Raw genomic sequence first — 23,650 nt, 5'->3', positions numbered from 1 at the left:
ATGCCCGAGCCCACTTGAACGGGCCCGCCTCCCGATCATTTACATAGGTTAGGTCGAACGCCGCGGATCAACGGCGGCAAGCGGGAGGCTGCCCAAGATGAGCGATGAGCCCAAGATCAAGCCTTATCCAGGTCCTGCAGGCGGGTGGGGCTCCGTCCGCTCTGTCGAAAGCATCCTGGCCAAGGAGGGGCGCCTGGTCAGCGGCAACGCCATTCTGCTCAAACAGAACAAGCCTGATGGTTATGCTTGCGTCAGCTGCGCCTGGGCCAAGCCGGCCGACCCGCACCCCTTCGAATATTGCGAGAACGGCGCCAAGGCGACCGCCTGGGAACTCACCACGAAGCGGGTGACGCCCGAATTCTTCGGCAAGCACACCCTTTCCGAGTTGCGGACGTGGTCGGACCACGATCTCGAAGAAGCTGGCCGCCTCACTCACCCCATGCGGTATGACAGTGCTTCCGATACTTATGTCTCCGTCAGCTGGGACAAAGCCTTCCAGGCGATCGGCCAGGAGCTGAAAGGCTTCGATCCGCGTCAGGTGGTGTTTTATGCGTCAGGCCGTGCTTCGCTTGAAACGTCTTATATGTGGGCGCTCTTCGCCCGGCTCTACGGCACCAACAACCTACCGGATTCCTCCAACATGTGCCATGAGAGCACGTCGGTGGCGCTTCCCGAGAGCATCGGCGTGCCTGTCGGTACGGTGATCCTCGATGATTTCGAGCTGACGGACTGCATCCTGTTCTTCGGCCAGAATGTCGGCACCAACAGCCCACGCATGCTGCATCCGCTCCAAGAGGCCTCCAAGCGCGGCGTGCCCATCATCACCTTCAATCCCTTGAAGGAGCGCGGCCTAGAGCGCTTCACCAATCCGCAGGCGCCGACCGAGATGCTGACCGGGTCAGAAACCCGGATCTCGTCGCAATATCATCAGGTGAAGATTGGCGGTGACATCGCGGCACTCATGGGAATGGCCAAGATCCTGATCGAGGTTGACGACAAGGCCCGGACCACCGGAGGCAAGCCGGTGCTCGATCATGCCTTCATCGCCGAGCACACTCATGGCTTCGAAGAGTTCGCGCAGGCTGCCCGGCAGGCACAGTGGCCCGAGTTGGAGCGCCGCTCGGGTCTTTCCCGTTCGACGCTGGAAGCTGCTGCAACGGCTTATGCCCGCGCAAACGCTGTTATTGGCATTTACGGGATGGGTCTCACCCAGCACAAGGCAGGCGTCGAGAACGTGCAGATGCTGGTCAACCTGCTGCTCCTGCGCGGGAACATCGGCAAACCGGGTGCCGGCATCTGCCCGGTGCGTGGCCACTCCAACGTTCAGGGGCAGCGCACGGTCGGCATTGCGGAGAAGCCCGAACTCGTGCCACTCGACAAGCTCAAGGAGCAGTACGGCTTCGAGCCGCCACGCTGGAAAGGCATGACCACAGTGGAGGCCTGCGAGGGCATCATCAAGGACGAGGTGAAGGCTTTCGTCGCGCTCGGCGGGAATTTCGTGCGCGCGGCGCCGGAGACGGCAGCCCTGGAGGAGGCCTGGGCGCGCTTGCGGCTATCCGTGCAGATCTCGACCAAGCTCAATCGCAATCACCTTATTCCGGGCGAAGTCACCTACATCCTTCCATGTCTCGGACGTATCGAGATCGATGAACAGGCGACGGGTCCCCAGGCCGTGGCGGTTGAGGACTCGACGGCCTGCATTCACGGCTCCAAGGGCATTGCCAAGCCTGCGAGCCCCGATTTGCTGTCCGAACCGCGGATTGTGGCGGAACTTGCCAAAGCAACTCTCCCGCCCAATCCCAAAGTGCCTTGGGATGATTGGGTCGCTGACTACGCTCGTGTTCGGGATGCCATCGAGGAAACCTATCCGGAGGATTTCCGCGCCTTCAACGAACGCATGTGGAAGCTTGGCGGATTCCATCGGCCGATTGCAGCGCGCGAGCGCCGTTGGAAGACGAAGACCGGGAAAGCGAACTTCGTCGTGCCCCAGAGCCTCCAGGCCGATCTCGGCATCGCGGACAATGATCGCGACATCTTCAAGCTCATGACGGTGCGCTCCAACGACCAGTTCAACACCACGGTATATGGCTATTACGACCGGTTCAGGGGTGTCAGGGGCACCCGCATGGTGCTCTTCATGAACCGCAACGACATCGCCCGGCTGAGCCTCCAGGAGGGAGACATGGTCACCCTAACGACAGCGGTTGACGACGGTATCGTGCGTCAGGTGAGCGGATTGCGGGTCACATCGTATGATATCCCCGAAGGATGCTGCGCGGCCTATTACCCCGAATGCAATCCCCTGATCCCGGTCTGGCACCACGCGGACAAGAGCAAGGTGCCGGCGGCGAAATCGATCCCGATCCGGATTGCGCTCCAGCAGAAGCAACTGCCGGAGGCGGCGGAATGAGCCTTCACTTGGAACCGGTCATCCGCCTGCCGCAGACGAGCGTGGCCGAAGGAGTTTTTGCTGCCGGGGATCGCGTGCTGCCGGAGGAAACGCCGGTAGCGCTCACCTATAACGGCTCGACCCACGCGGTGATGATGGCAAGCCCGGCCGATCTCGAGGACTTCGCCCTCGGCTTCAGCCTTTCGGAAGGGATCATTGCCGAGCCGAGCGAGCTAGCCTCCATGGAGATCGTCGAGCACGATCTTGGTTTCGAGGTGAGGATGTGGCTGCAGGAATCCTCCAGTGGCGCTTATCGATCCAGACGGCGTGCCATGGCTGGGCCCGTCGGCTGCGGGTTGTGCGGGGTCGAATCCCTGGCGGAAGCGCTGCGGCCAGCCTCTAAAGTAGCCGGCGCTCTCCAAGTTCCCCCCAGGTTCATTGCCACTGCGATGGCCGATCTAGCCAAGGCGCAGCGGCTCAACAGAGAAGCAAGAGCGATCCACGCCGCGGCTCTCTGGCGCCCTGAGCAAGGTCTGATCGCGATCCGAGAGGATGTTGGGCGGCATAATGCGCTCGATAAGCTGGCTGGAGCCCTCGCAAGGGCAGATGAGCCCTGCTCCGCCAGCATGGTGCTCCTGACCAGTCGAGTATCGGTGGAAATGGTGCAGAAGGCAGCCCACATGGGAGCCCCGATCATCGTCGCCATATCCGCCCCCACAGCCTTGGCGGTCAGAGTTGCGGAGAGCTGTGGTCTCACCCTGGTGGCCGTGGCGCGCCAAGATTCCTTCGAGGTCTTCACTCATCACGAACGTATCAAGCGTCTAGGGTTGTAAGCCAGAAGCGATGTCACCCCGTCGATGCCGTGCTCAAAGATCTCCCAGGTTGAGCGGCATCGACAGGCGAAACTAGTCAGACTGACGTCGAGTGAGTGAAGGTCTGAAAACAAATCGAACGAGGGCCGGGAAAAGGTGCCGCGATTCCGTCAACCTACGGCTCGTTGGACTTCCCTCCGGCACTAAAGAGCGCGCTCCTCAGTCAAACGTTAGCTAGTCTGCAACGGAAGCTGGGTCGGCTGCCTTCAATAAACAAGCACAAGAGCCCGGAGATGCGTGCTCGCCTGGTTGAATGTACCGAGAACTTATCGGCTGATTAGCAGTATCAGCCGATAAGCTCAGGATAGAGTCTGATGCTGCGGTAGGTGATTGGACATCATGAGTGCAGCTTCGACACGGTTGCGGACGCGCAACTTCTGAAGAATGTTGGTCAGATGGTGCTTGATGGTCTTCTCACTCAGGTCGAGGGTATTGCCGATTTCCTTGTTGCTCCGGCCTTGGACGAGAATGGACAGGATCTGCCGCTCCCGAGGGGTAAGGTGCGGAAGGTTCGGGCTGCTGGGCTTCACCTCAACATAGCGGATGGGGCCTGAGCGCATGAGGAGTTTCGCTGCAAGGCTTGGCGAGATGAAGCTTTGCCCTTGGCACAGCACGGCGACCGCCTGAAGCAGCTCGGCACGGTTTGCACCCTTCAGGATGTAGCCGCGAACTCCGCACTTAAGCGCGGCATACACGTGCTCCTCCTCAGCAGTGTCGGCCAGAAACAGAATGCCGATGTTCGAGTTCTGCTGGAGAATGGCCTCGATACCATCCATGCTCCGGCCAACGGCGCCGGTATCGATCACGATCACGTTCGGCATGCACTCCCGCGCCAGCCGGATCGCGTCTTCGATCACGGATCCCTGACCGACGATCTCGATGTCGGGTTGAGAGTTCAAAGCCAGGATCACACCGTCTCGAAAGAGCGGGTGTTTATCCACTACACAGGCACGAATGCCTTCATTCATTGGAGCCCCCCAGTTCCAATAGAGTTACATCAAATGGCGGAGGCAAATATTCAGTTGCCTATGATGCTCAGAAGAAACATCGCCATTAGTCCTAGGATAATAAATTCTTAAAATGCTTAGCAATAACTATAAATTTCGGGAATCGTGTCATAATATCCCTTACGAGCTAATCCGAAAGCGGTAGGAAGGATCGGAGGCTCTCCGAACGGTCATCGGGCGACCCACAGCACGCGGAAGTACAGGAAAAAGATACGCTGCATCGTATAAAAACGGGTGGACCCGGTCAATGGCTCGCTATCTCGTTCGGTGGACGACATGCCGGTCGGAATCACTGCTTCCTGCCAGAAGTACGCTCTGCGGCCATCATGGCTGCTTCCACGCGGTTTCGAACGTGGAGTTTCTCCATAATGGTCGTCACATAGCCTTTGACGGTCTTCTCGGTCAGACCCAGCTCATCTCCGATGAGCCTGTTGCTGAGACCGCGGTGGATCAGGAGCAGGATCCGTTCCTCCCGTTCGGACAATTCGGGAAACATGCCTGAAGCTTCCTTCGTATCGCTGTCCTCCGCGCCTCTCGACATGATGAGCTGCGCGGCGAAGCTGGGGGAGACATAGCTCTGACCCCTGCTGACGATACGAACGGCGTTGGCCAGTTCGTAACTGCTCGTTCCTTTCAACAAATAGCCGCGGGCTCCCTTCCTCAGGACGCTGCGGACCTCGTCCTCGCCATCGACGACCGTCAGCATCAATGTCCTCGTCGAAGGACACTTCAGGGCGATCTTGGCGACTGCATTGATGCCGCCTCCCGGCATGTTCATGTCCAGCAGGAGCACGTCGGGCGACTTGTCGAGGGCGATCTGATACGCGTCATTCGCACTCTCTCCTTGAGCAACGACCTCCATGTCGTTTTCCGACTCGACCGCGAAGACCACTCCATCGCGATAGAGCGGGTGGTCGTCCACGACCCCGACCCGGATCTTACGCTGCATCGGACATCTCCATCTCGAGGGGGAGAGAGGCCCTGATGCGTGTTCCCGCATTTGGCTCGCTCATCATCGTCACGTCCCCACCAATACTCGCAATTCGATCCTGAAGGCTTGCCAAGCCCAGGCCCGGCTCGCGCAGAGTTCCATCGGCGTCGTACATGCCAGGACCCTGATCGACAACCTCGATCGTGATGCGGACGCCGTCCCACGCTATATCGATCCGCTGCCCTCGGCCGCCAGCATGCTTGAAGGCATTGTTCAGCCCCTCCTGAATGAAGCGGCATAATGCAATCTTTACGAACTCGGGCGCCTGGTCCGGAAGTTTCGCGATCGCGGAGTCGATCAATGTTCCCGTCCTGCGCTCATGCGTCCGGATCATGAACATCAGCGCTTCCCTGAGGGTCATGCTCCGGACCTCGGGGAGGAGAAGGCCCTTGCAGAGATTGCGGATATCGCTCAGCGCATCCGACAATGCCTTGTGGATTCTGAGCAGGTTGTCCCGCTCCTGTGGCGACACATTGATTTTATCGAGGCGCAGGAGCGCGAGGCTGAGCAACTGGGCAACTCCGTCGTGAAGGTCGTACCCCATCCGACGGAGAAGACGCTCATTGTCCTCGGTCGCCTTGCGGGCGGCCCGCTCGACCCGCCCCTTCAGAAGTCGGTTCTGGTGAAGGAGTTCAGATAGCTGCGCGACCCTCTCGACGAGAGCCAAGCGCTGCCGGTCGATGATCCGGCCACTGTGAACCACGACAACGAACAGGCAGCCCATCATGTTCAAGGTGATCAGGGCGGTTGCAAGCCACATCTGCCATTTCGAAGCGACCAGCTCCGCTTCCAACGCGCTGACATGCTCATGCAGCTCCGCAACCGCGATGACGGATCCGGTTGAACGGTCGCGAATGGGTGCGAAGACCTTGATCGCAGGCAAGTCATCATTCTCGAATTGGACATGAACGGCTCCGGACCAAGCTCTCGCCGCATCGGAGCTCGTTGGGAATCTCGCCTCGACCTCATGCGGCTCGTCGCTGTAGACGATGAGCCCGTCCCGCCTCCAGATCCTCAAAGAGGCCACCTCGGCACGCAGGCCGGATCGATCTATGGCGTCTTTCAAACGCGCGATGCTTGCAGGAGAGAGCTGTTCGCCCGAGGCGAGCTCCTGAATGTGGGGAGCGACGAAATTGTTGACCGAAAAGGCGGCCGACGCAGCCTTGACCGTCGTGACGCTCTTCTCGATCCGCCAGGACACCAACCCCCCCATGGCGATCATGCCGACCACCATCACGGCAAAGGCCATGGCGAGGAATTGCCCGGAGAGCGTTCTCCCGCGCGTGCCCTCCGGAGCACGATCGAGGCTTCTGTCGTTCGAAGCGTACAAAGCGGCAATCCCCCAGCCCCCCGATCCACGACCCTCGTTCGAGCAGCCAGGGCAAGAAGACTTCATCAAAGTAGATTGGTAATTCCAAATCGGTAAAGATTATCCAAAGAGGTAGAGCAAAAGGGTCGCCCCGCATATTGTCCTAACAACGGATCGCTGTACGAGTTTTTGTTAAAATATTCATAGGCTTATTGTCTGATGAGGGCAGGTGGTCCGCGCCGTTCCTCCTTAAGCATCCTGAGAGGCGTCGGACGGGGGACCTAAGTCAGTGCACCGACTAAGGTCCGGGGTCGCCGGAAGACCATGATCGGACCTTGGTGCCGAAGCCACTCTTAGGACTTCAGACCGTGTAGTTAACTGACCGTAAATCTGGCCTGATTGTGTCCAGGTGCCGACGATGTTGCGGCAGTGACACTGGAGGGGACGATCATGGTGAGCCTTGTCAAACACGATCTCGAATTCATTCTGAAGCAGATCAAGATCGCGGAAGCGCACGCGGCCGGTGGCGATCTAGCCGCGCTGGTGGCCGGCTACAACGGCAATGATGGCTTTGCTCAGGCACACCTTCTGCCCTACGGGCTTCGCACTGTCGACGGCAGCTACAACAACCTGCTCCCAGGCCGCGAGAACTGGGGCGCTGCTGACCAGTCCTTCCCGGGCATCTTCACCCCTCAGTATCTGAACGATGCCGATGGCGACCGCTACGATTTCAATCCGGCACCGAACGGGCCCGGAGCGGACGGTGTGCTGGGCACGGCCGACGACACGGGCGTGAGCTGGTACACCAACAACAATTATGCCAACGCCGGTACCAGATCCGGTTCCCAGCCCGGCGCCGGCAGCGGTACGGTGATCGATGCGGACCCGCGCATCATCTCGAACCTGATCGTCGACCAGACGCTGAACAATCCGGCTGCGATCGCCACGGCGCTGACGCATGCCGGCCTGTCGGGGCAACCACTCATGACGGCGCTGAGCGAGATCGTCACGGCGAAGAAGGCGCTCGATGCTGCGATCAAGCTCGCCGACGCCGCAGAGGCGCCGATTGCCGAGCTCCAGGCTAAGGTAGATGATGCCACACTGGCACTGGCTGACGCCGAGGCTGTCGCATCGGGGTCCGCGGCGATGGCCTCCGCGGACCAAGCAGCGTTCGCTGCTGCGCAGGAGCAGGCCAACATCGCTGGGGGCGTGCGCGACGCTGCACTGAGCGCCTATACCGCGCTACTCACAGATCCTGTTTCTAACGACACACAGACGGCTGAAATTCAGGCCGCTCTAAATACGTTCGAGCAGGAGCAGGCGAAGTACGCTGGGCTGCAAGAGGTCGCAAACGGCCTAGGGGATGTTGCGGACGCGTCTGCAGCTACCGCATCGGCCGATGCAGCAAGTGTCGTGGGGCTGAAGAGCGCTCTGGCTGAAGCCCAGGCGGCCCTCGATGAAGCACAGACCGTCAACGGGAATTTCACTGCTGCCGAGCAAGCTCTCAATGTACTGCTCGAAACCCACGGCGTCGAAATGGACGGCAACACCGTCTATCTGCCAAACGTGTCGCCCGACGAAGGCCTCTCCTCGCCCTTCAACGGTTGGATGACGATCTTCGGCCAGTTTTTTGATCATGGTCTCGACCTCGTCGCCAAGGGCGGCAACGGCACTGTCTACGTTCCGCTGTCGCCGGATGATCCCCTCTACAGCACCGCTCCAGGCGCACAAAACTACATCCCGCTGACGCGTGTCACGGTCAACGCCGGAGCGGACGGGATCCTGGGAACAGCTGACGACGGCCTCGGTCCGAAGAACCTGACGACGCCCTGGGTCGATCAGAACCAGACCTATGCTTCGAGCGCTTCGAAGCAGGTCTTCATGCGCGAATATATCAAGGGGTCGGACGGCAAGCCCGTCACGACTGGCCATCTGCTGGAAGGCAGCAATGGTGGTCTGGCCACTTGGGCCGACATCAAGGCTCAGGCGAAGAATGTCCTTGGCATTGAGCTGACCGACCTGAACGTCGGCAATATCCCGCTGATCGCCTCGGATCCTTACGGCAACTTCATTCCAGGCAAGAACGGCTATCCGCAGCTCGTGGTGGGCATGGGCCCCGACGGCAAACTCGGCACCGCCGATGACGTGCTGCGCGAAGGTAACCCGGCCGCGCCCGTCAGCGCACAGGGCGTAGTTCTGACCGGCCATGCCTTCCTCGACGACATTGCACACGCCGCAGCGCCGGTGGTGAGCGGAGGCGTCCTGATGCAGGACGACGACTCTGCTCTGGGATATTCCGGCGGAATGGCTCCGAAGCTCGGCCCCGACCGTCAGCCGATCCGCGACGCCGAAGGCAACATCGTGATGGAGCGCAGCTTCGACAACGGTCGCGGCGGCCAGACCTTCTACGATAACGAGCTGCTCGACCGGCACTTCATCGCCGGCGACGGCCGGGCCAACGAGAATATCGCCCTGACAGCCGTCCACCAGGTGTTCCACTCCGAGCACAACCGGATCGTCGAGCACACCAAGGATGTAGCGCTTCAGTCGAAGGATCGGGCCTTCATCAACGAATGGCTGCTGACGGACCTGACCGATGCTCAGTTCACCACGCTGACCGACGGCGATCCTGCCGCCATCGCGGCGCTATCGGGAACCCTCAACTGGGACGGCGAACGCCTCTTCCAGGTGGGCCGCTTCACCAACGAAATGGAATACCAGCATCTGGTATTCGAGGAATTCGGCCGCATGATGCAGCCGGACATTGATGCCTTCGTGTTCGAGCCCTCGGCCGACATCAACCCAAGCATCGCTGCCGAGTTCGCCCATGTGGTGTACCGCTTCGGCCACTCCATGCTGCGGCAGGACATCGACATCATCAAGATGGTAGACGGCAAGCCGGTTGTCGCTGATGTCAAGTTGTTCGATGGCTTCCTGAATCCTGTCATGTACGACAACCTTGGTGATGCCGAGGCGGCCTCGGGCGCCATTATCCGCGGCATGACCCGTCAGGTCGGCAGTGAGATCGACGAGTTCGTCACCGACGTGCTCCGCAACCAGCTGCTCGGTATCCCGCTCGATCTTGCCACAATCAACCTCGCCCGTGGTCGCGACGTCGGCACGCCTCCGCTCAACGCAGCCCGCGAGAAGTTCTTTGCCGCGACCGGCGACACCCTGCTCAAGCCTTACACGAGCTGGGCCGACTTCGCGCTGAATCTCAAGAACCCGGCCTCGATCATCAACTTCATCGCGGCCTATGGAACGCATGAGTCGCTGATCAACACGCCAGCTAATCCCAAGACCATCGAGCAGCTGCGGGATGCGGCGACGAAGCTGGTCCTGGGCGGTGAAGGCGCTCCCGCTGACCGTCTCGATTTCCTCAACGCCACTGGGGTTTACGCACCGGATGGCACCGGCCCGAAGGACGACTCACTTGGCGGCCTCAACAACGTCGATTTCTGGATTGGCGGTCTCGCCGAGAAGAAGATGGCGTTCGGCGGCATGCTCGGCTCGACCTTCGCCTTCGTCTTTCAGATGACGATGGAGAACCTGCAGGATGCCGACCGGTTCTACTACCTGTCGCGGACCCAGGGCCTCAACCTGCTCAACGAGCTCGAGAACAACACCTTCGCTGAGCTGGTGATGCGCAACACCGACCTGGGGCATGAGGAATCGACCGTGATACCCGGCAATGTGTTCTCCGGGTTCGAGATGCCGATCCTGGAAATGGACCCGAGCAAGCAGCTGGATGCGGACCCAAATTCGGACAATCCCTTCCTGCCCTTCGCGGAGCTGGTGGAACGCCGGGATGCTGCCGGTAACCTGATCGCCGACACTGACAAGACCACTGTCGCCTCGTACATCCGTGTCAACAGCAACGAGCACTTCGTCATCGGTGGCACAGAGAACAACGACCAGATCGTCTCCGGCGGCGGTGACGATGCCATCTGGGGCAAGGGCGGCAACGACACCATCGAAGCCGGCTACGGCGTCGACAAGGTGTTCGGTGGCGAGGGTGACGACATCATCACCAATGCCGGCACCGACATCGGCGAGGCTGACTTCCTGCACGGCAACGAAGGCAACGACGTCATCCATGGCGGATCGGGCCTGTCGCTGCTCTTCGGTAACCAGGGCAACGACTTCATCTCCACTGGACCTGACGGCAAGGAAGCTTTCGGCGGCACCGGCAACGACTTCATTCTCGGTGGTAGCGGCGGTGACTTCCTGCTGGGCAACGAAGGTGATGACTGGCTTGAGGGCGGCCAGCGCTTCGACACCCTAGCAGGCGAGAACTCGGAGCTGTTCTTCAACTCGACCATCATCGGCCACGACGTTCTGAACGGCGGCAGCGGCGACACTGACTACGACGGTGAGTCAGGCGACGATATCACGTTCCAGAACGAGGGCATTCAGCGCTCGAACGGCATGGCCGGGTTCGACTGGGCCATCCACAAGGGCGACGTGATTGCCGCAAACTCCGATCTTGGTATTCCCATCTTCGATACCCAGGAAGCCTTCATCCTGCGCGATCGCTTCGATCTGGTGGAGGGTCTGTCGGGGTGGAACCTGAACGATACACTCACTGGGCGCATCGTGTCGGTGAACACTCGGGCTGAAGCAACCGGTACGGCGGCGATCCCCGGTCCCAACTCGCCGCTGGACTCCTACTCCAACGATCTTCTGGCGAAGAACGTCGGCCTTATCAACGGCCTGTCCGGGCTCGTCGCCCATCTCGGCGCCGGCGTTCCGGTGACAAAGGTGGTGAATGGCCAGGCGGTTCCGGTGCTCGATGAGAACGGTGTACAGGAACGGATCATCTTCAGCACGGCGGACGCCTCCGACATTCTGCTCGGCGGTGGTGGTAGTGACCGGATCAAAGGCTTGGCCGGGAACGACATCATCGATGGCGACAAGTGGCTCAACGTCCGCATCGCGATCCATGCAAACAAGGATGGCACCGGCCCGGTGATTGGAACTGCCGATGGTATGACCGGCAAGGTCTATGCCGTGGCCGATTATGTGAACGGCGCGCCGAAGGACGGGGCGACCCCCCTATATGGTGGCAAGGGCCTCGATGCCCTGATGTTCACCGCGGCCCTCAATCCGGGCCAGCTCAGCATTGTCCGTGAGATGGTCAACGGCAACAAAGCCGGCGACGTCGACACGGCAGTTTATACGGACGTGGTCGCCAACTACAGCTTCGGCACCAATTCCGACGGCAGTGTCTTCGTCAATCACTCGGGTTTCGTACAAGTTCCCGGAAATGACGATGTCGAAGAGGGGGAAGGAGTTGCCAATCCGGTCTCCGATGGCCGCGACACCATCCGTGGCATCGAGAAGCTGGAGTTCAATGGGAGCACTCTCAACGTCATCGAGGGCACCAATGCGGGTGAAACACTGAATGGTAACAACGAGGCTGACCTCATCGTCGGCAAGGGAGGAAACGACACGCTGAACGGTCTTGGCGGCAACGACATTCTGATCGGTGGCGCCGGCAGCGATGTTCTGAATGGTGGACTCGGAAACGACACCTACATCTTCGGTCTTGCTGACGGCAGCGACACAATCAACGAGGGGGTCTCCGCCACGAGCAGTGGCTCCGCGGATCGGATTGTGATCCAAGCGGCGGGCGCTGCCCTGACCGGGCTGAACGCCTCCGACAACAACACGGGAACCAGCAACGGTAGTCTGGTGATCAACTTTAATGGCCAGCAGATCACGGTTACCAATCACTTCACCGGAACCAACAGCCAAACCGGTGTTGAGTTGATCAACTTCGATAACGGCACCTATGAGGGATATGAACTGGGTGCGGACGACTATGCCATCAGTCGAGCCGATCCGAGCGGAGGCTTCTTCGGCGGCCGTGAGATCGACCTCTCAAGCTCGACCGTCAATAACTTCATCGTCGGCGAGCAGGGCGTTAACGACGAGATCGTCGGCGGCGGGGGCGACGATCTGATCTTCGGCGGCACCGGTGATAACGACCTCTCCGGCGGCGCTGGCGACGATCTCCTGGTCGGCGGATCCGGAACAGGCGACGACGATAGGTTGGATGGCGGTACAGGAGCCGACGTCATGGTCGGCGGCTCAGGGGGCGACACCTACGTGGTCGACGATGCCGGGGACGTGGTCGTCGAGACCACCAACGGCGGCACCGATGAAGTCCAGACCGACCTCGCGGCCTATACCCTCGGGGCTAATGTCGAAGACCTCACCTATACCGGAGTGGGCACCTTCGCCGGCACCGGCAACGCGCTCAACAACGTCATCACTGGCGGTAACGGTGTCGATACCCTGACTGGTGGAGCGGGCAACGACACCTATGTGGTCACGGCCGGGGATGTGGTCGTCGAGGTTGCGAATGAAGGAACGGATACGGTCCAATCGTCCGCAACCTACGCCCTCGGGGCCAATTTCGAGAACCTGACGCTGACCGGCAATGCCGCCGTCAACGGCAGAGGCAACGATGCAGCCAATCTCATCTTCGGCAACAGCGGCAACAACCAGCTGTTCGGCGGTGGCGGCAACGACGTCCTCAACGGCAACGACGGCAACGATCTGCTCGATGGCGGCACCGGCAACGACATCCTCAACGGCGGCAATGAAAACGACATCCTCATCGGCGGCGCGGGTAATGACACCATTGATGTCGGCGGCGGGGTCAACACCATCGTCTACAACGCTGCCGGTTTCGGCAATGACACCATCGACAGCTTCGATGCCGATGGCGGCCTTGCCACCAACCAGGACAAGATCGACCTAAGTGCCCTGGGTGTCACGGCTGCAAACTTTGCGACACGTGTGATGGAAACCGCCGTGACGGGTCCGGCCGGCCGCTTGCTCATCGTCAATGACGGCGCAGGAAACGAGCTGGGCAGGATCCGCATCAACAATGTCACCGATACCCAGATCGACATAAATGACTTCACTCTGGCTCCGGCCGCACCGCCGGAGTTCGGAGCCCCCACCGAAGGTCCGAACACTATTACGGGCACCAACACTGCTAACACCATCAACGGGCTCGGTGGCAACGATGTGCTGTTCGGCGGTGGCGGCAACGACGTCCTAAACGGCAACGAAGGTGCTGATACCCTCAACGGTGGTGACGGCAACGACACCCTGTCCGGTGGTACCGGCTCCAATACCGGCACCTATGCCGATAACTTCAGCTTGCAGGACTATACCAACAGCACTGGTACGGTGGGCTGGACCGGTGCTTGGACAGAAGGTGGTGACGAGGCCGGAGGGGCTACAGCTGGGGACATCCTGGTCAGCGATGGACGCCTGCGGTTCGCCGTCGGCATTGACGGGGGCGAAACTATCCAGCGCTCTATCAACCTGGCTGGTGCCACTTCAGCGACACTGTCGTTTAACTACGAGGGCGTTAATCTCGACAGCGGGGAGAATGTTGTAGTCGAAGCCTTCAACGGCAGCGCCTGGCAGGTGCTGGGCACTCTTGGCGGCAATGGTACCGGAACCTTCACGACGGCACTGTCCGCTTCCCACACCGCCATCCAACTCCGAGCTGAAGGCAGCTTTGATACGGGCGCTCTTGGGAGCACCTTGTCCTTCTTGGGCGCGGAAAACTTCTATATCGACAACCTAGCGGTGAACTTCACCATGCCCGCCCTGAACGCTGGCGTTGATACCATCAACGGCGACGCAGGGGATGACACTATCATCTGGAATGCCAATTCCGTGGGAACAACGGATGGTCGCGATCTGGTCAATGGTGGAACTGAAGGCACGACTGGGGACACATTCGTGATCAACGGCAATGCTTCCGCTGAGGTCTACAGGATCTATACGCGAGACGCCTGGAATGCGCTTGCGGATAAAGGACCTGGAAGCCTGAGTGCCGGCACTGAGATCGTGATCACCCGCGACGGAGCCACGTATGCCTCGGTCATCGCCGAACTGGCGGAGATCGAGGAGATCAGGATCAACGGCTTCGATCCTGCCGGGGAAGCCGGAAATGCCGGGAGCGACACCTTCCAGATCATCGGCGACTTCTCGGCCACGAGCCTGCGCCCGAACACCATCACCATCGATGGTGACGAAGGGGCCGACATCGTGGACATCTCGGGCCTGACTTCGGCGCACCGTATCGTGTTCCGCTCCAACGGCGGCAACGACACCATTGTCGGGACGCTGCGGGCCCAGGACGTGATTGAGCTGGCGCCGGGCCTCACCGCTGCCAACTACACCAAGGTTGTCAACGAGAACGGCTCGGTCACCCTGACGAGCGGCACGCACTCGATCACCTATGTGAGCGATGGGGATCCCATTCTTGGGGAACATGATGACCATGACAATGAGGAGCCGACCGACAATCAAAAGCCCGTTGTCATCGGGGAGCGTTTCACGGTCCAGAAGGGGGAGGTTCTCCAGCTGACGGCAGCGCAGCTGCTGGCCAACGACCTCGACCTTGACGGCGGCACGCTCTCCCTCGTCGACCTCGACGAGGACGAGCATGGGACAGCAGTTCTCAATGAGGATGGCACCATCACCTTCACGCCCAAAGCCGGCTTCACCGGCGAGGCCTCCTTCACCTACACGGTGGCGGACGGCCAGGGGGGCTCAAGTGAAGGCACGGTAACCATCACCGTCGAGAAGCCTGCTCCGGGTACGCCTGCCAATCCTGCGCCGGTTACCCCGTCCGATCCCGATCCCGTTCCAGTCGAGAATGTGATCGAGACCGGTTCCAGCTTCAGCTTCGCCTTCAGCCAGGCCAGCGTGAGCTATGCCGGCGGCCATATCGTCATCACCGGGCCCAACGGAGAAACGGCCGATGTCACGAAGGCTCAGCGCCTCACCTTTACTGATGGCACTATCGAGCGCACCGACAACAACCTGCTGGTGGACGACCTGTTCTACTATGCCAACAACAAGGATGTCTGGCAGGCCGGCCAGGACGCCGAGGCGCACTACTTCGCCTTCGGCGAGGCGGAAGGACGCGATGCCAACGCGGTCTTCGATGCGGCGGCTTACCTCTCCGCCAACCCGGACGTGAAGGCCGCCGGCCTGAGTGCTCTCGACCACTATGCCCGCTACGGTGCGGGAGAGGGGCGTGATGCCTCCGCGTCCTTCGATACGCAGCAGTACCTGCAGGCCAATCCGGATGTGGCAGCAGCCGGCGTGAACCCGCTCGCCCACTACGTCACCTGGGGTCAGTTCGAGGGTCGGGCGACCTTCGCGGCGGTCGGCCGGGACATCGTCGGCGGCTTCGACCGGGAGTATTACCTGCTGGCCAACCCGGATGTCGGCGCGGCTGGAATAAATCCTCTCGTGCACTTCAACACCTATGGTTGGAAGGAGGGCCGTAATCCCAATGCGGTGTTCGACACCAGCTACTATCTGGAGACCAACCCGGATGTAGCAGCCGCCGGCGTGAACCCGCTCGAGCACTACTTCCAGTTCGGCGCGAAGGAGGGCCGTGATCCCGCGGCCGGGTTCGATACCACCGCCTACCTGGAGGCCAATCCGGACGTGGCCGCGGCTGAGGTCAACGCTCTCGACCATTTCCTCAACTTTGGCATCTTCGAGGGTCGCATCGCTCCTGAAGACGACATCCCGGTCCTTCAGGGCGTTAAGGAATCCGATCTCGACAGCAGCGGCTTCATCTTCTGACGCTGGTTCGACATCGGTGTGACCTCGCCGGGAGCTATGCCCCCCAAAGCTCCCGGCGGGGTTACTCAAACAAGTTCGGTGCCGCCAAAGGCACTTCACGTGACGCACACTTCCCAAGGTACAAGTCGATGACCAGCCCCCTCAAGAAGCGTCTCAGCCTCATGGCCTCCTGTCGCGGTGCCTTCCTGGGCGTCGCAGTGTTGAGCGGCCTGATCAACCTGCTTTACCTCTCGGGCTCCATCTTCATGATGGAGGTCTACGACCGGGTTCTTCCGAGCCAGAGCATCCCGACGCTCGTGGGTCTCTCCGTCATTATCGTGGTGCTCTACCTCTTCCAGGGCCTCTTCGATGCGCTCCGTGGTCGGATCATGGCGCGCGTCGGCGCAGCCATCGACGAGGACCTGAGCCAGCAGATCTTCCAGGGGCAGCTCAAGGCGCCTCTCAAGGGCAAGGTCGACGGCGACGGGCAGCAGCCCCTGCGCGATCTCGATCAACTGCGCGCATTTCTGGCTGGTGGCGGGCCGTCGGCACTCTTCGATCTGCCCTGGATGCCTCTGTATCTGTTCATCTGCTTCGCCTTCCACCCCTGGATCGGCCTTGCGGCCCTGGGCGGTGCATGCCTTCTCGTGGTGATCACGCTGTTGACAGAAGTGATGACCAAGGAAGCATCAAAGGCAGCCGTGGGCGCGGCCCTCGTGCGCAACGGGATTTCTGAGGGCGCGCGCCGCAACGCCGAGGTCGTCCAGGCCATGGGCATGGCCAGGCGCATCGGCGTGCGCTGGGGCGATGCCAATGCCAGCTACCTGTCTCATCAGCAGCGGACCTCCGACGTGGCGGGTGGCTTCGGCGCCATGTCGAAGGTGCTGCGGATGCTGCTGCAATCCATGGTGCTCGCGATCGGTGCCTATCTGGTCATCGACGGCCAGGCGACCGGCGGCATCATGATCGCCAGCTCGATCCTCACCTCGCGCGCCATGGCGCCGGTCGAGCTCGCCATCGGCAACTGGAAGGGCTTCGTCAGTGCTCGCCAGGGCTGGCGCCGACTTAAGACGCTCCTTGAGGCGAATGCCCAGACTGACGAGCCCCTGAAGCTCCCAGCACCCCGGTCCATCCTGTCGATCGAGAATGCCGGCTCCGGAGCTCCGGGTGGGCAGAGGTTCTCGGTGCAGGACGTGTCCTTCGAGCTGAAGGCCGGGAGCGGTCTGGGCATCATCGGCCCCAGCGCCTCAGGCAAGTCCTCGCTCGCTCGCATGATCGTCGGCGTGTGGCCGACCTGGCGCGGCAAGGTTCGCTTCGACGGCGCTGCCGTCGAGCAATGGCTGCCGGAGGATCTCGGGCAACACATCGGCTATCTCCCGCAGGACGTGGAGTTGTTCGCCGGAACCGTGGCGCAGAACATCGCGCGGTTCGATCCCGAGCCGAAGGCGGAAGCCATCATCGCCGCCGCCAGGGCCGCCAATGTCCACGAGATGATCCTGCAACTGCCGGACGGCTATGAGACGCAGGTCGGCGAGGCGGGAGCGGCCCTGTCGGGCGGGCAGCGCCAGCGCCTGGCTCTCGCCCGCGCCCTGTATGGTGATCCCTTCCTGGTGGTGCTCGACGAGCCGAACTCCAACCTCGACAACGAGGGCGAGCAGGCCCTGACGGCTGCGATCATGGGCATCAGGGCGCGGGGAGGGGTCGTGGTGGTCATCGCCCACCGGCCGAGTGCGCTTGCGGGTGTCGATCTGGTGCTGGTGATGGGCGAGGGGCGGATGCAGAGCTTCGGCCCGAAGGACGAAGTCCTGAGCAAGGTGCTGCGCCCGGTTCCGGCCCCGCAAGTCGCCGAGCCACGGGTGGCGACCGCTACTGCGCTGAAAGCCGTCTAGGATTGAGTCATCAAGGATCTGGGGGAATGTCATGAAGTCCGAACGCAAACCAAGTGCCCGTGCCGCGATCCGCCGCTACTCGCTGGTGGGGCTCTCTTCCGCCTTCTTCCTCGTCGGCGGTCTTGGAGGCTGGGCAGCCGTGACCGAGCTGTCCGGAGCCGTGGTGGCACCGGGCGCCATCGTGGTCGACACCTATGTGAAGAAGGTCCAGCATCCTACCGGCGGTGTTGTCGGTGAGATCCTCGCCCGTGACGGCGACCGGGTCAGGGCAGGCGACGTGGTGGTCCGGCTCGACGAGACCGTTGCACGGGCGAGTCTGTCGATGGTGTCCAAGAGCCTGGATGAGCTGGCCGCCCGCCAGAGCCGCCTCGAAGCCGAGCGCGATGGATCGCAAAAGATTGCTTTCCCGGCTGCTTTCAAGAGCCGTCTGCAGGATGCCGAGCTTGCCAGCCTGATCCAGGGCGAGACTAACGTGTTCCAGGATCGTCGCGAGGCCCGGGCCGGCCAGAAGGCCCAGCTGCAGGAGCGCATCTCGCAATTGCAGGAGCAGATCGACGGCCTCAAGCTGCAGGCCTCAGCGAAGGGAGACGAGATCCAGCTGATCCAGGACGAGCTGACTGGCGTCGAGCAGCTCTGGAAGAAGAACCTCGTGCCGATTACGCGCGTCACATCTCTCAAGCGTGAGGAAACGAGGCTGCGGGGCGAGCGCGGACAGCTGATCTCGAGCATCGCTCAGGCCAAGGGGCGCATCAGCGAAACGTCGCTTCAGATCCTCCAGATCGATCAGGATCTCAGGAGCGAGGTGTCCAAGGAACTGCGCGAGGTGCAGGCCAAGGCGGCGGAGCTCGTCGAGCGCAAGACCACGGCCGAGGATCAGCTCAAGCGCATCGACATTCGAGCCCCACAGGACGGCGTCGTGCACCAGTCAATCGTGCATACGGTTGGCGGCGTGATCAATGCCGGCGAATCCCTGATGCTTGTCGTTCCCGAGGCGGACGAGTTGTCCATCGAGGTGAAGGTTTCCCCGCAGGACATCGACCAGCTCCGCCCCGGTCTCGACACGGTGCTGCGCCTGTCGGCGTTCAACCAGCGAACAACGCCTGAACTCAAAGGCAAAGTGAGCATGATCGCGGCCGATCTGGTGACGGATCAGCGCACAGGCATGCAGTATTACCCGGTGCGCGTGGCCTTCGCGGACGGTGAGCGGGAGCGTCTGGGTGATCTCAAGCTGGTTCCGGGCATGCCCGTGGAGGGGCTGATCCAGACCGGCTACCGCACAGTGTTCTCGTACCTGACGAAGCCGGTCGCCGACAACATGGCCAAGGCTTTCCGCGAGGAGTGAACGCTACAAGGACCGGGGTGCCTCAGCCCCGGTCCTTGTTGTCTCAGCTTAACGTCGCGACGCTCATGTCCCCCTGTTCGGACAGACGAGGGCCGAACTGGGAGGTGCTGATGGTTGGACGGCCGGTGATGAGTTCTGCGCAACGGCTCCCAAGCATCATTGCGGGCGCATTCGTGTTGCCCGCATTGATGTTGGGCATCGCCGAAAGGTCGCAAACCCGCAGGTTCTCAATGCTATCTCTCCCTGGGCTCGTCATGTCCACGGGTCGGCTGATTGTTGCACTGACTGGCGTCCCGGCCAACCATGTCGCCGACCGGTTCGGCCCAGGGCGCATAACCAATGTCGGACTTGTTACAGCAGCGGCCAGTTCGTTCGACCTCTCGGTGGTGCCAGCGACGTTCGGTTTCCCTAGCTACGTCGGCTCCGCTCATCGTTGTCACGGCTGGCTATACGCAGTTTCAGGTCGCCAACAATACCGCCTTCGTGACGGATGTGGGTCATGACTATAGTGGCGTCATGTCCGGCATGCTGAACCTGTCGTGCGTTCTCGGGCTTATCACCGGCGCATCTGTCACGGGGGGTGGTTCACGTTGCGTCGGGAGCGATCGACATGAGAGCGCCGCACGCCGACGCCGTTAGCACGCGGGTCACATTCGCGACCGCGGTGGTTCTGGTTATCGTCGCGGCCGCCATCTCGGTCGGTAGCCGTGCTCGCGCAGAACGAACTGCCCTGTAGGAGGAATCCATGCGTGCGGTGACTGTAGAGGACACAAACCCCTTGTCGCCGTGCTGTTAGAGGACGTGGTCGAGAGCCACGGCACTGCCACCATGGGTACGGCCACTCTTCATGCCAGCTCCATAGTCTCGCTGCTCACCCCGAGCCGAACATCGCGTCCTCATTAACAGAGCTGATCTCGTATCTCTGATCCAACGGAAGGGCAGCTTCACTGACCACATGTCAGTGCAATTTCATTCTACTTTGAAGTTCACGCCATGACTGTTTCGCGACAATCGTCGCTTTGGCGCAGTTCGTCACCTTAAGTTTCCTGAAAATGTTGATTACATTATATCTTACTGTCCTTTCCGATACTGCGAGTTGCTCACCAACCTCGCGGTTGGTCAGCCCCTCGGAGATCAGGCACAAAGTGCGTTTCTCGTGCTCAGAAAGCGATGTCAGCGAGCTGCCCTCTGCCCGAGCCTTGCTCGACAGTATCTGTACTGCAAGATCTGGAGCAATGAATGACTCACCAGCTCTTATACATTTTACGGCGGCGATTAGGTCATTTGCGTCGGTCCCCTTGAGGAGATAGCCGACAGCACCAGCCTCAAGTGCATGCATTACGTCGTCTTCGTCCCCTGATACTGTCAGCATCACGATGCGAGTAGGGGCCGGAAGATTGTGGATTACGCGCGCGGCTTCGATTCCATTCCCAGGCATCGATATATCGAGCATGATGAGATCTGGCGCATGCGCTCCTGCAAGCTTGATTGCATCCGCTGCCGAAGCGCCTTCCCCCACGACTTCAATCATGTCATCGAGTTCAAGCGCCCGAATAACTCCTCTACGCAGGAGCGCATGGTCATCAACCACAACAACACGAATCTTTTCAGCCATCTTGAGGCTCCTCCGAAATAACGACACTCATTTCAAATCTGCTACCCCCGTTCGGAAGATGGCTCACCCGAAACACGCCACCCAGGCTTTCTACTCTTTCCCGCATCCCCACCAATCCTAAACCCGAGTCTGGGGGAGCAGGGCCACTGACGCCTGTTCCTCCATCATCCTGTACCGCTAAGTACAGAACAGAGTCATCGATCCTGCACATTACCACCTGACCATTGCCATCGGCATGGCGGAAGGCATTGTTGAGTCCTTCCTGAACAAAGCGGTACACACAAATTTTAATCCCGTGCGTGAGGGTATGCGAAATGGTACCGCAATGAACTGTAACCTTGGTTCCAGTCCGCCGCTCATGATTGAGAGCCATTCGTTTGATAACTTCGGGGAGCGGCAAATCTTCTACCTCGGGCAGCATCAGTCCCTTCGACATGGTTCGGATATCGCGGAGGGCCTCCGAAAGCACGGAATTCAGTAACTGCAGCTCCTCATCCCTTTTCGTGGGTGTCTGGGCACGCCGGACGTGCTCCACGCTTAGAGCAGCTAAGCCGATGAGCTGCGCGGGGCCGTCGTGTAAGTCAGCGCCGATCCTCCGGAGATAATTCTCGGTCAATTCCGCGACTCGGCCGGAGGCGCGCTGAGCACGCTCCTTAAGGATGTGATTGTGTCGGGATGTATGCTCTATTTCTACCAACCGTTCATTAAGCTGGCGCCGCTGGAGAAGTATGAGTTTGTTACCCCGGTAAACGATCCCGAACAGGCCGAGCATAATGAGCGAGGTCGCACACACGACTGCAAGCCAGCTTTTCAACCGCACCCACCAGAGCCTCACTTCGAGCGGTGCGGTGCTCTCATGGATCTCTGCAACGGCAACGACGCGGCCGGATCGTTCCTCCCGGATGGGGATGTAGATCTCAAGATACTTTTGGCTGCGGCCACTGACCCGATGCTCGAGAGCCTTCAGGTCAGCGTATTGCGCAGAAATATCCCCGGCCAAAGCGGTGACCAGTCCGGGAGGAGGGTTAAATCTCCGGCCGATGAGGCTCGGTGTTGTTGAATAGACAATGAGTCCGCCTTCCTTCCAGATTTCCAAGTGGGGAAATCTCTCCCTGAAGTGATCTGTTCCCAGTAGCCGGTTCAACTCGGTGGTTTCGTTGGCAGACAGGAGGTCCTCTCTCGTCAAGCCTTGGACCAAAGGCTCGAGGAAGCTATCGATCAGGAGAGCCGTCGACGAGGCAGTGTTCTCGACCGTTGCTTTCGATACCATCTCGGCAGTGAACAGGCCGGCGGCGATCATCGCAACGACCATGATTGCGCTGCCTGTCAGTGCGAACTGGCGGGTCAGACTCACGGTTACCGGAATTGCGCTCTGACGGTCCAGCCATGTCGATGGCGCCAACTCTGACATCCCACGCCCCGTATGCAGTACTATGAATTGTGCAGGTAGACAGCAGTGAAGGTTCCTACAATCGACTTTGGTCTGTCGATTTTACAGCCATAGCGTCCCATCAACGTCAAGTTGGCAGTACCTTCCTGCTGCTTTGCTAATTTTTCCTTGAGTCACTGCGCTGCAGCCAGCTGAGGTCTCCTGCAGACACGCTCCTTGTAAGTTTCCCGGGGGGGGCAGCATCGAGCTGCGGGGGCATTTCATCTCCAGCCCGCCACACTACGCCTTGGGAGCTAGCAAGGAGGGCGGCTTCGACACGATTGCGAACTTGCAGCTTACCTAGAATGCTAGTTACGTAGTATTTGACGGTACCTTCGTTGATGTCGAGCTCAATGCCAATCTCTCGGTTGCTAAGCCCGACCGCCAGCATTGATACGATTTGCCTCTCTCGCGGGGCAAGGCCCTTGAGGCGATCTTTGGGCTTCATCATGCTGGAGCTGTCGTTGTTCGCGCGCATCAAGAGCCTGCTCGCCAGCGTCGGTGAAACACAGCCAATGCCTTGGTCAAGTGTCCGCACGGCATCAATCAGTTCAGGGCCGCTGCTGCTTCTTGGAAGGTAACCAGATAAACCCTCCGCTATGGCATTACAAATCCGCTCTTCGTCCGCACTGTCCGAAAGAACCAAAATTCTGACCGACGGATACTTTGATACAATCACATCAAGAGCCTCGAAGCGATCGACCGGTAGGCTCACGCCGACGATGACCACGTCCGGTTGATTTTCCTGAATCAGTTGGATCGTGTCTCCTATCCGCGCCGCGTGAGCTACGATTGCTATGTCCGGCTGCGTTGTAAAGGCATCAATCATGCCATCCAGAAAAAGAGGTTGATCCTCGATAATACCTATTCGGATCGTCTTCGACATAAGCGCCCCCCGTTGCAGAACATGCGTGTGTCACGCAAATAATCTTCTCTTGGCACAGTGACCTCAGTCACCGCGCGACTAGTCCCGTTGATCCTCTTGTGAGGCCCCATAGTCTTGAAATAGCGCTATTGTTGGGTGCTGAAGTATTGGCCCAGTCATAAACGCTAAACCCATTTATATTTTTAGAGCTCTTCGAAAGAGGATGTTCCCATTCATGTGAAATATCAATACGAATAAGGAGGGGTTGAAAACCACATTGCCGCCTACAAGGTGGTACCTCCAATGAGGTATAAACCAGATTGTGAT

Annotated in this window: 12 protein-coding genes; 5 read left to right on the top strand and 7 right to left on the bottom strand. The window is 60.2% G+C overall.

Translation table 11 applies throughout. The annotated features are described in order from the left end of the window. Nucleotides 1–97 precede the first annotated feature (97 nt). Both IC232_RS15070 and fdhD read left to right on the top strand, forming a co-directional pair. The gene (locus IC232_RS15070; RefSeq protein WP_190845794.1) at nt 98–2,410 is read left to right on the top strand and encodes an FdhF/YdeP family oxidoreductase; all 2,313 of its coding nucleotides are present in this window, start codon (nt 98–100) and stop codon (nt 2,408–2,410) included. Next, entirely contained in the window at nt 2,407–3,222 is an 816-nt protein-coding gene (fdhD, locus tag IC232_RS15065; RefSeq protein ID WP_190845793.1) for a formate dehydrogenase accessory sulfurtransferase FdhD, read from the top strand. The genes IC232_RS15070 and fdhD overlap by 4 nt, the downstream gene beginning before the upstream one ends. A gap of 338 nt (nt 3,223–3,560) precedes the next feature. On the opposite strand, the gene IC232_RS15060 is transcribed toward fdhD, so the two are convergent. The 3 genes from IC232_RS15060 to IC232_RS15050 form a co-directional block, all read right to left on the bottom strand. Then, nucleotides 3,561–4,229 carry a LuxR C-terminal-related transcriptional regulator gene (locus IC232_RS15060; protein ID WP_190845792.1) on the bottom strand — a complete coding sequence of 223 codons (669 nt, stop codon included), beginning with the start codon at nt 4,227–4,229 and terminating at the stop codon, nt 3,561–3,563. Between the two features lie 328 nt (nt 4,230–4,557). Continuing rightward, the gene (locus IC232_RS15055; RefSeq protein WP_190845791.1) at nt 4,558–5,217 is read right to left on the bottom strand and encodes a response regulator; all 660 of its coding nucleotides are present in this window, start codon (nt 5,215–5,217) and stop codon (nt 4,558–4,560) included. Next, nucleotides 5,207–6,589, bottom strand: coding sequence for a sensor histidine kinase (locus IC232_RS15050; RefSeq protein ID WP_190845790.1), 1,383 nt, complete (start codon nt 6,587–6,589; stop codon nt 5,207–5,209). The genes IC232_RS15055 and IC232_RS15050 overlap by 11 nt, the downstream gene beginning before the upstream one ends. 429 nt (nt 6,590–7,018) lie before the next feature. On the opposite strand from IC232_RS15050, the gene IC232_RS32890 reads away from it, so the two are divergent. From IC232_RS32890 to IC232_RS15035, 3 genes are all read left to right on the top strand, one after another. Further along, a complete protein-coding gene (locus IC232_RS32890) occupies nt 7,019–16,204 on the top strand; it encodes a peroxidase family protein (protein ID WP_190845789.1) in 9,186 nt (3,061 codons plus the stop codon). A gap of 128 nt (nt 16,205–16,332) precedes the next feature. Continuing rightward, complete coding sequence (locus IC232_RS15040; RefSeq protein ID WP_190845784.1) at nt 16,333–18,072, top strand: type I secretion system permease/ATPase; 1,740 nt, start codon at nt 16,333–16,335, stop codon at nt 18,070–18,072. A 31-nt stretch (nt 18,073–18,103) separates the two neighbouring features. Then, nucleotides 18,104–19,414: an HlyD family type I secretion periplasmic adaptor subunit gene (locus IC232_RS15035; RefSeq protein WP_190845783.1), complete on the top strand. Its 1,311-nt coding sequence runs from the start codon at nt 18,104–18,106 to the stop codon at nt 19,412–19,414. 43 nt (nt 19,415–19,457) lie between these two features. Here IC232_RS15035 and IC232_RS15030 read toward each other — a convergent pair whose 3' ends face one another. From IC232_RS15030 to IC232_RS15015, 4 genes are all read right to left on the bottom strand, one after another. After that, nucleotides 19,458–19,670 carry a GMC oxidoreductase gene (locus IC232_RS15030; protein WP_190845814.1) on the bottom strand — a complete coding sequence of 71 codons (213 nt, stop codon included), beginning with the start codon at nt 19,668–19,670 and terminating at the stop codon, nt 19,458–19,460. Between the two features lie 702 nt (nt 19,671–20,372). Next, nucleotides 20,373–21,029: a response regulator gene (locus IC232_RS15025; RefSeq protein WP_190845788.1), complete on the bottom strand. Its 657-nt coding sequence runs from the start codon at nt 21,027–21,029 to the stop codon at nt 20,373–20,375. Continuing rightward, nucleotides 21,022–22,431 carry a sensor histidine kinase gene (locus tag IC232_RS15020; RefSeq protein WP_190845787.1) on the bottom strand — a complete coding sequence of 470 codons (1,410 nt, stop codon included), beginning with the start codon at nt 22,429–22,431 and terminating at the stop codon, nt 21,022–21,024. The genes IC232_RS15025 and IC232_RS15020 overlap by 8 nt, the downstream gene beginning before the upstream one ends. 145 nt (nt 22,432–22,576) lie before the next feature. Continuing rightward, nucleotides 22,577–23,344: a LuxR C-terminal-related transcriptional regulator gene (locus tag IC232_RS15015; protein ID WP_190845786.1), complete on the bottom strand. Its 768-nt coding sequence runs from the start codon at nt 23,342–23,344 to the stop codon at nt 22,577–22,579. Between the last annotated feature and the right edge of the window lie 306 nt (nt 23,345–23,650).

This window comes from Microvirga sp., from assembly GCF_014699075.1.
Taxonomy (GTDB): Bacteria; Pseudomonadota; Alphaproteobacteria; order Rhizobiales; family Beijerinckiaceae; genus Microvirga.
This window is presented reverse-complemented; position numbering and strand designations above follow the sequence as displayed.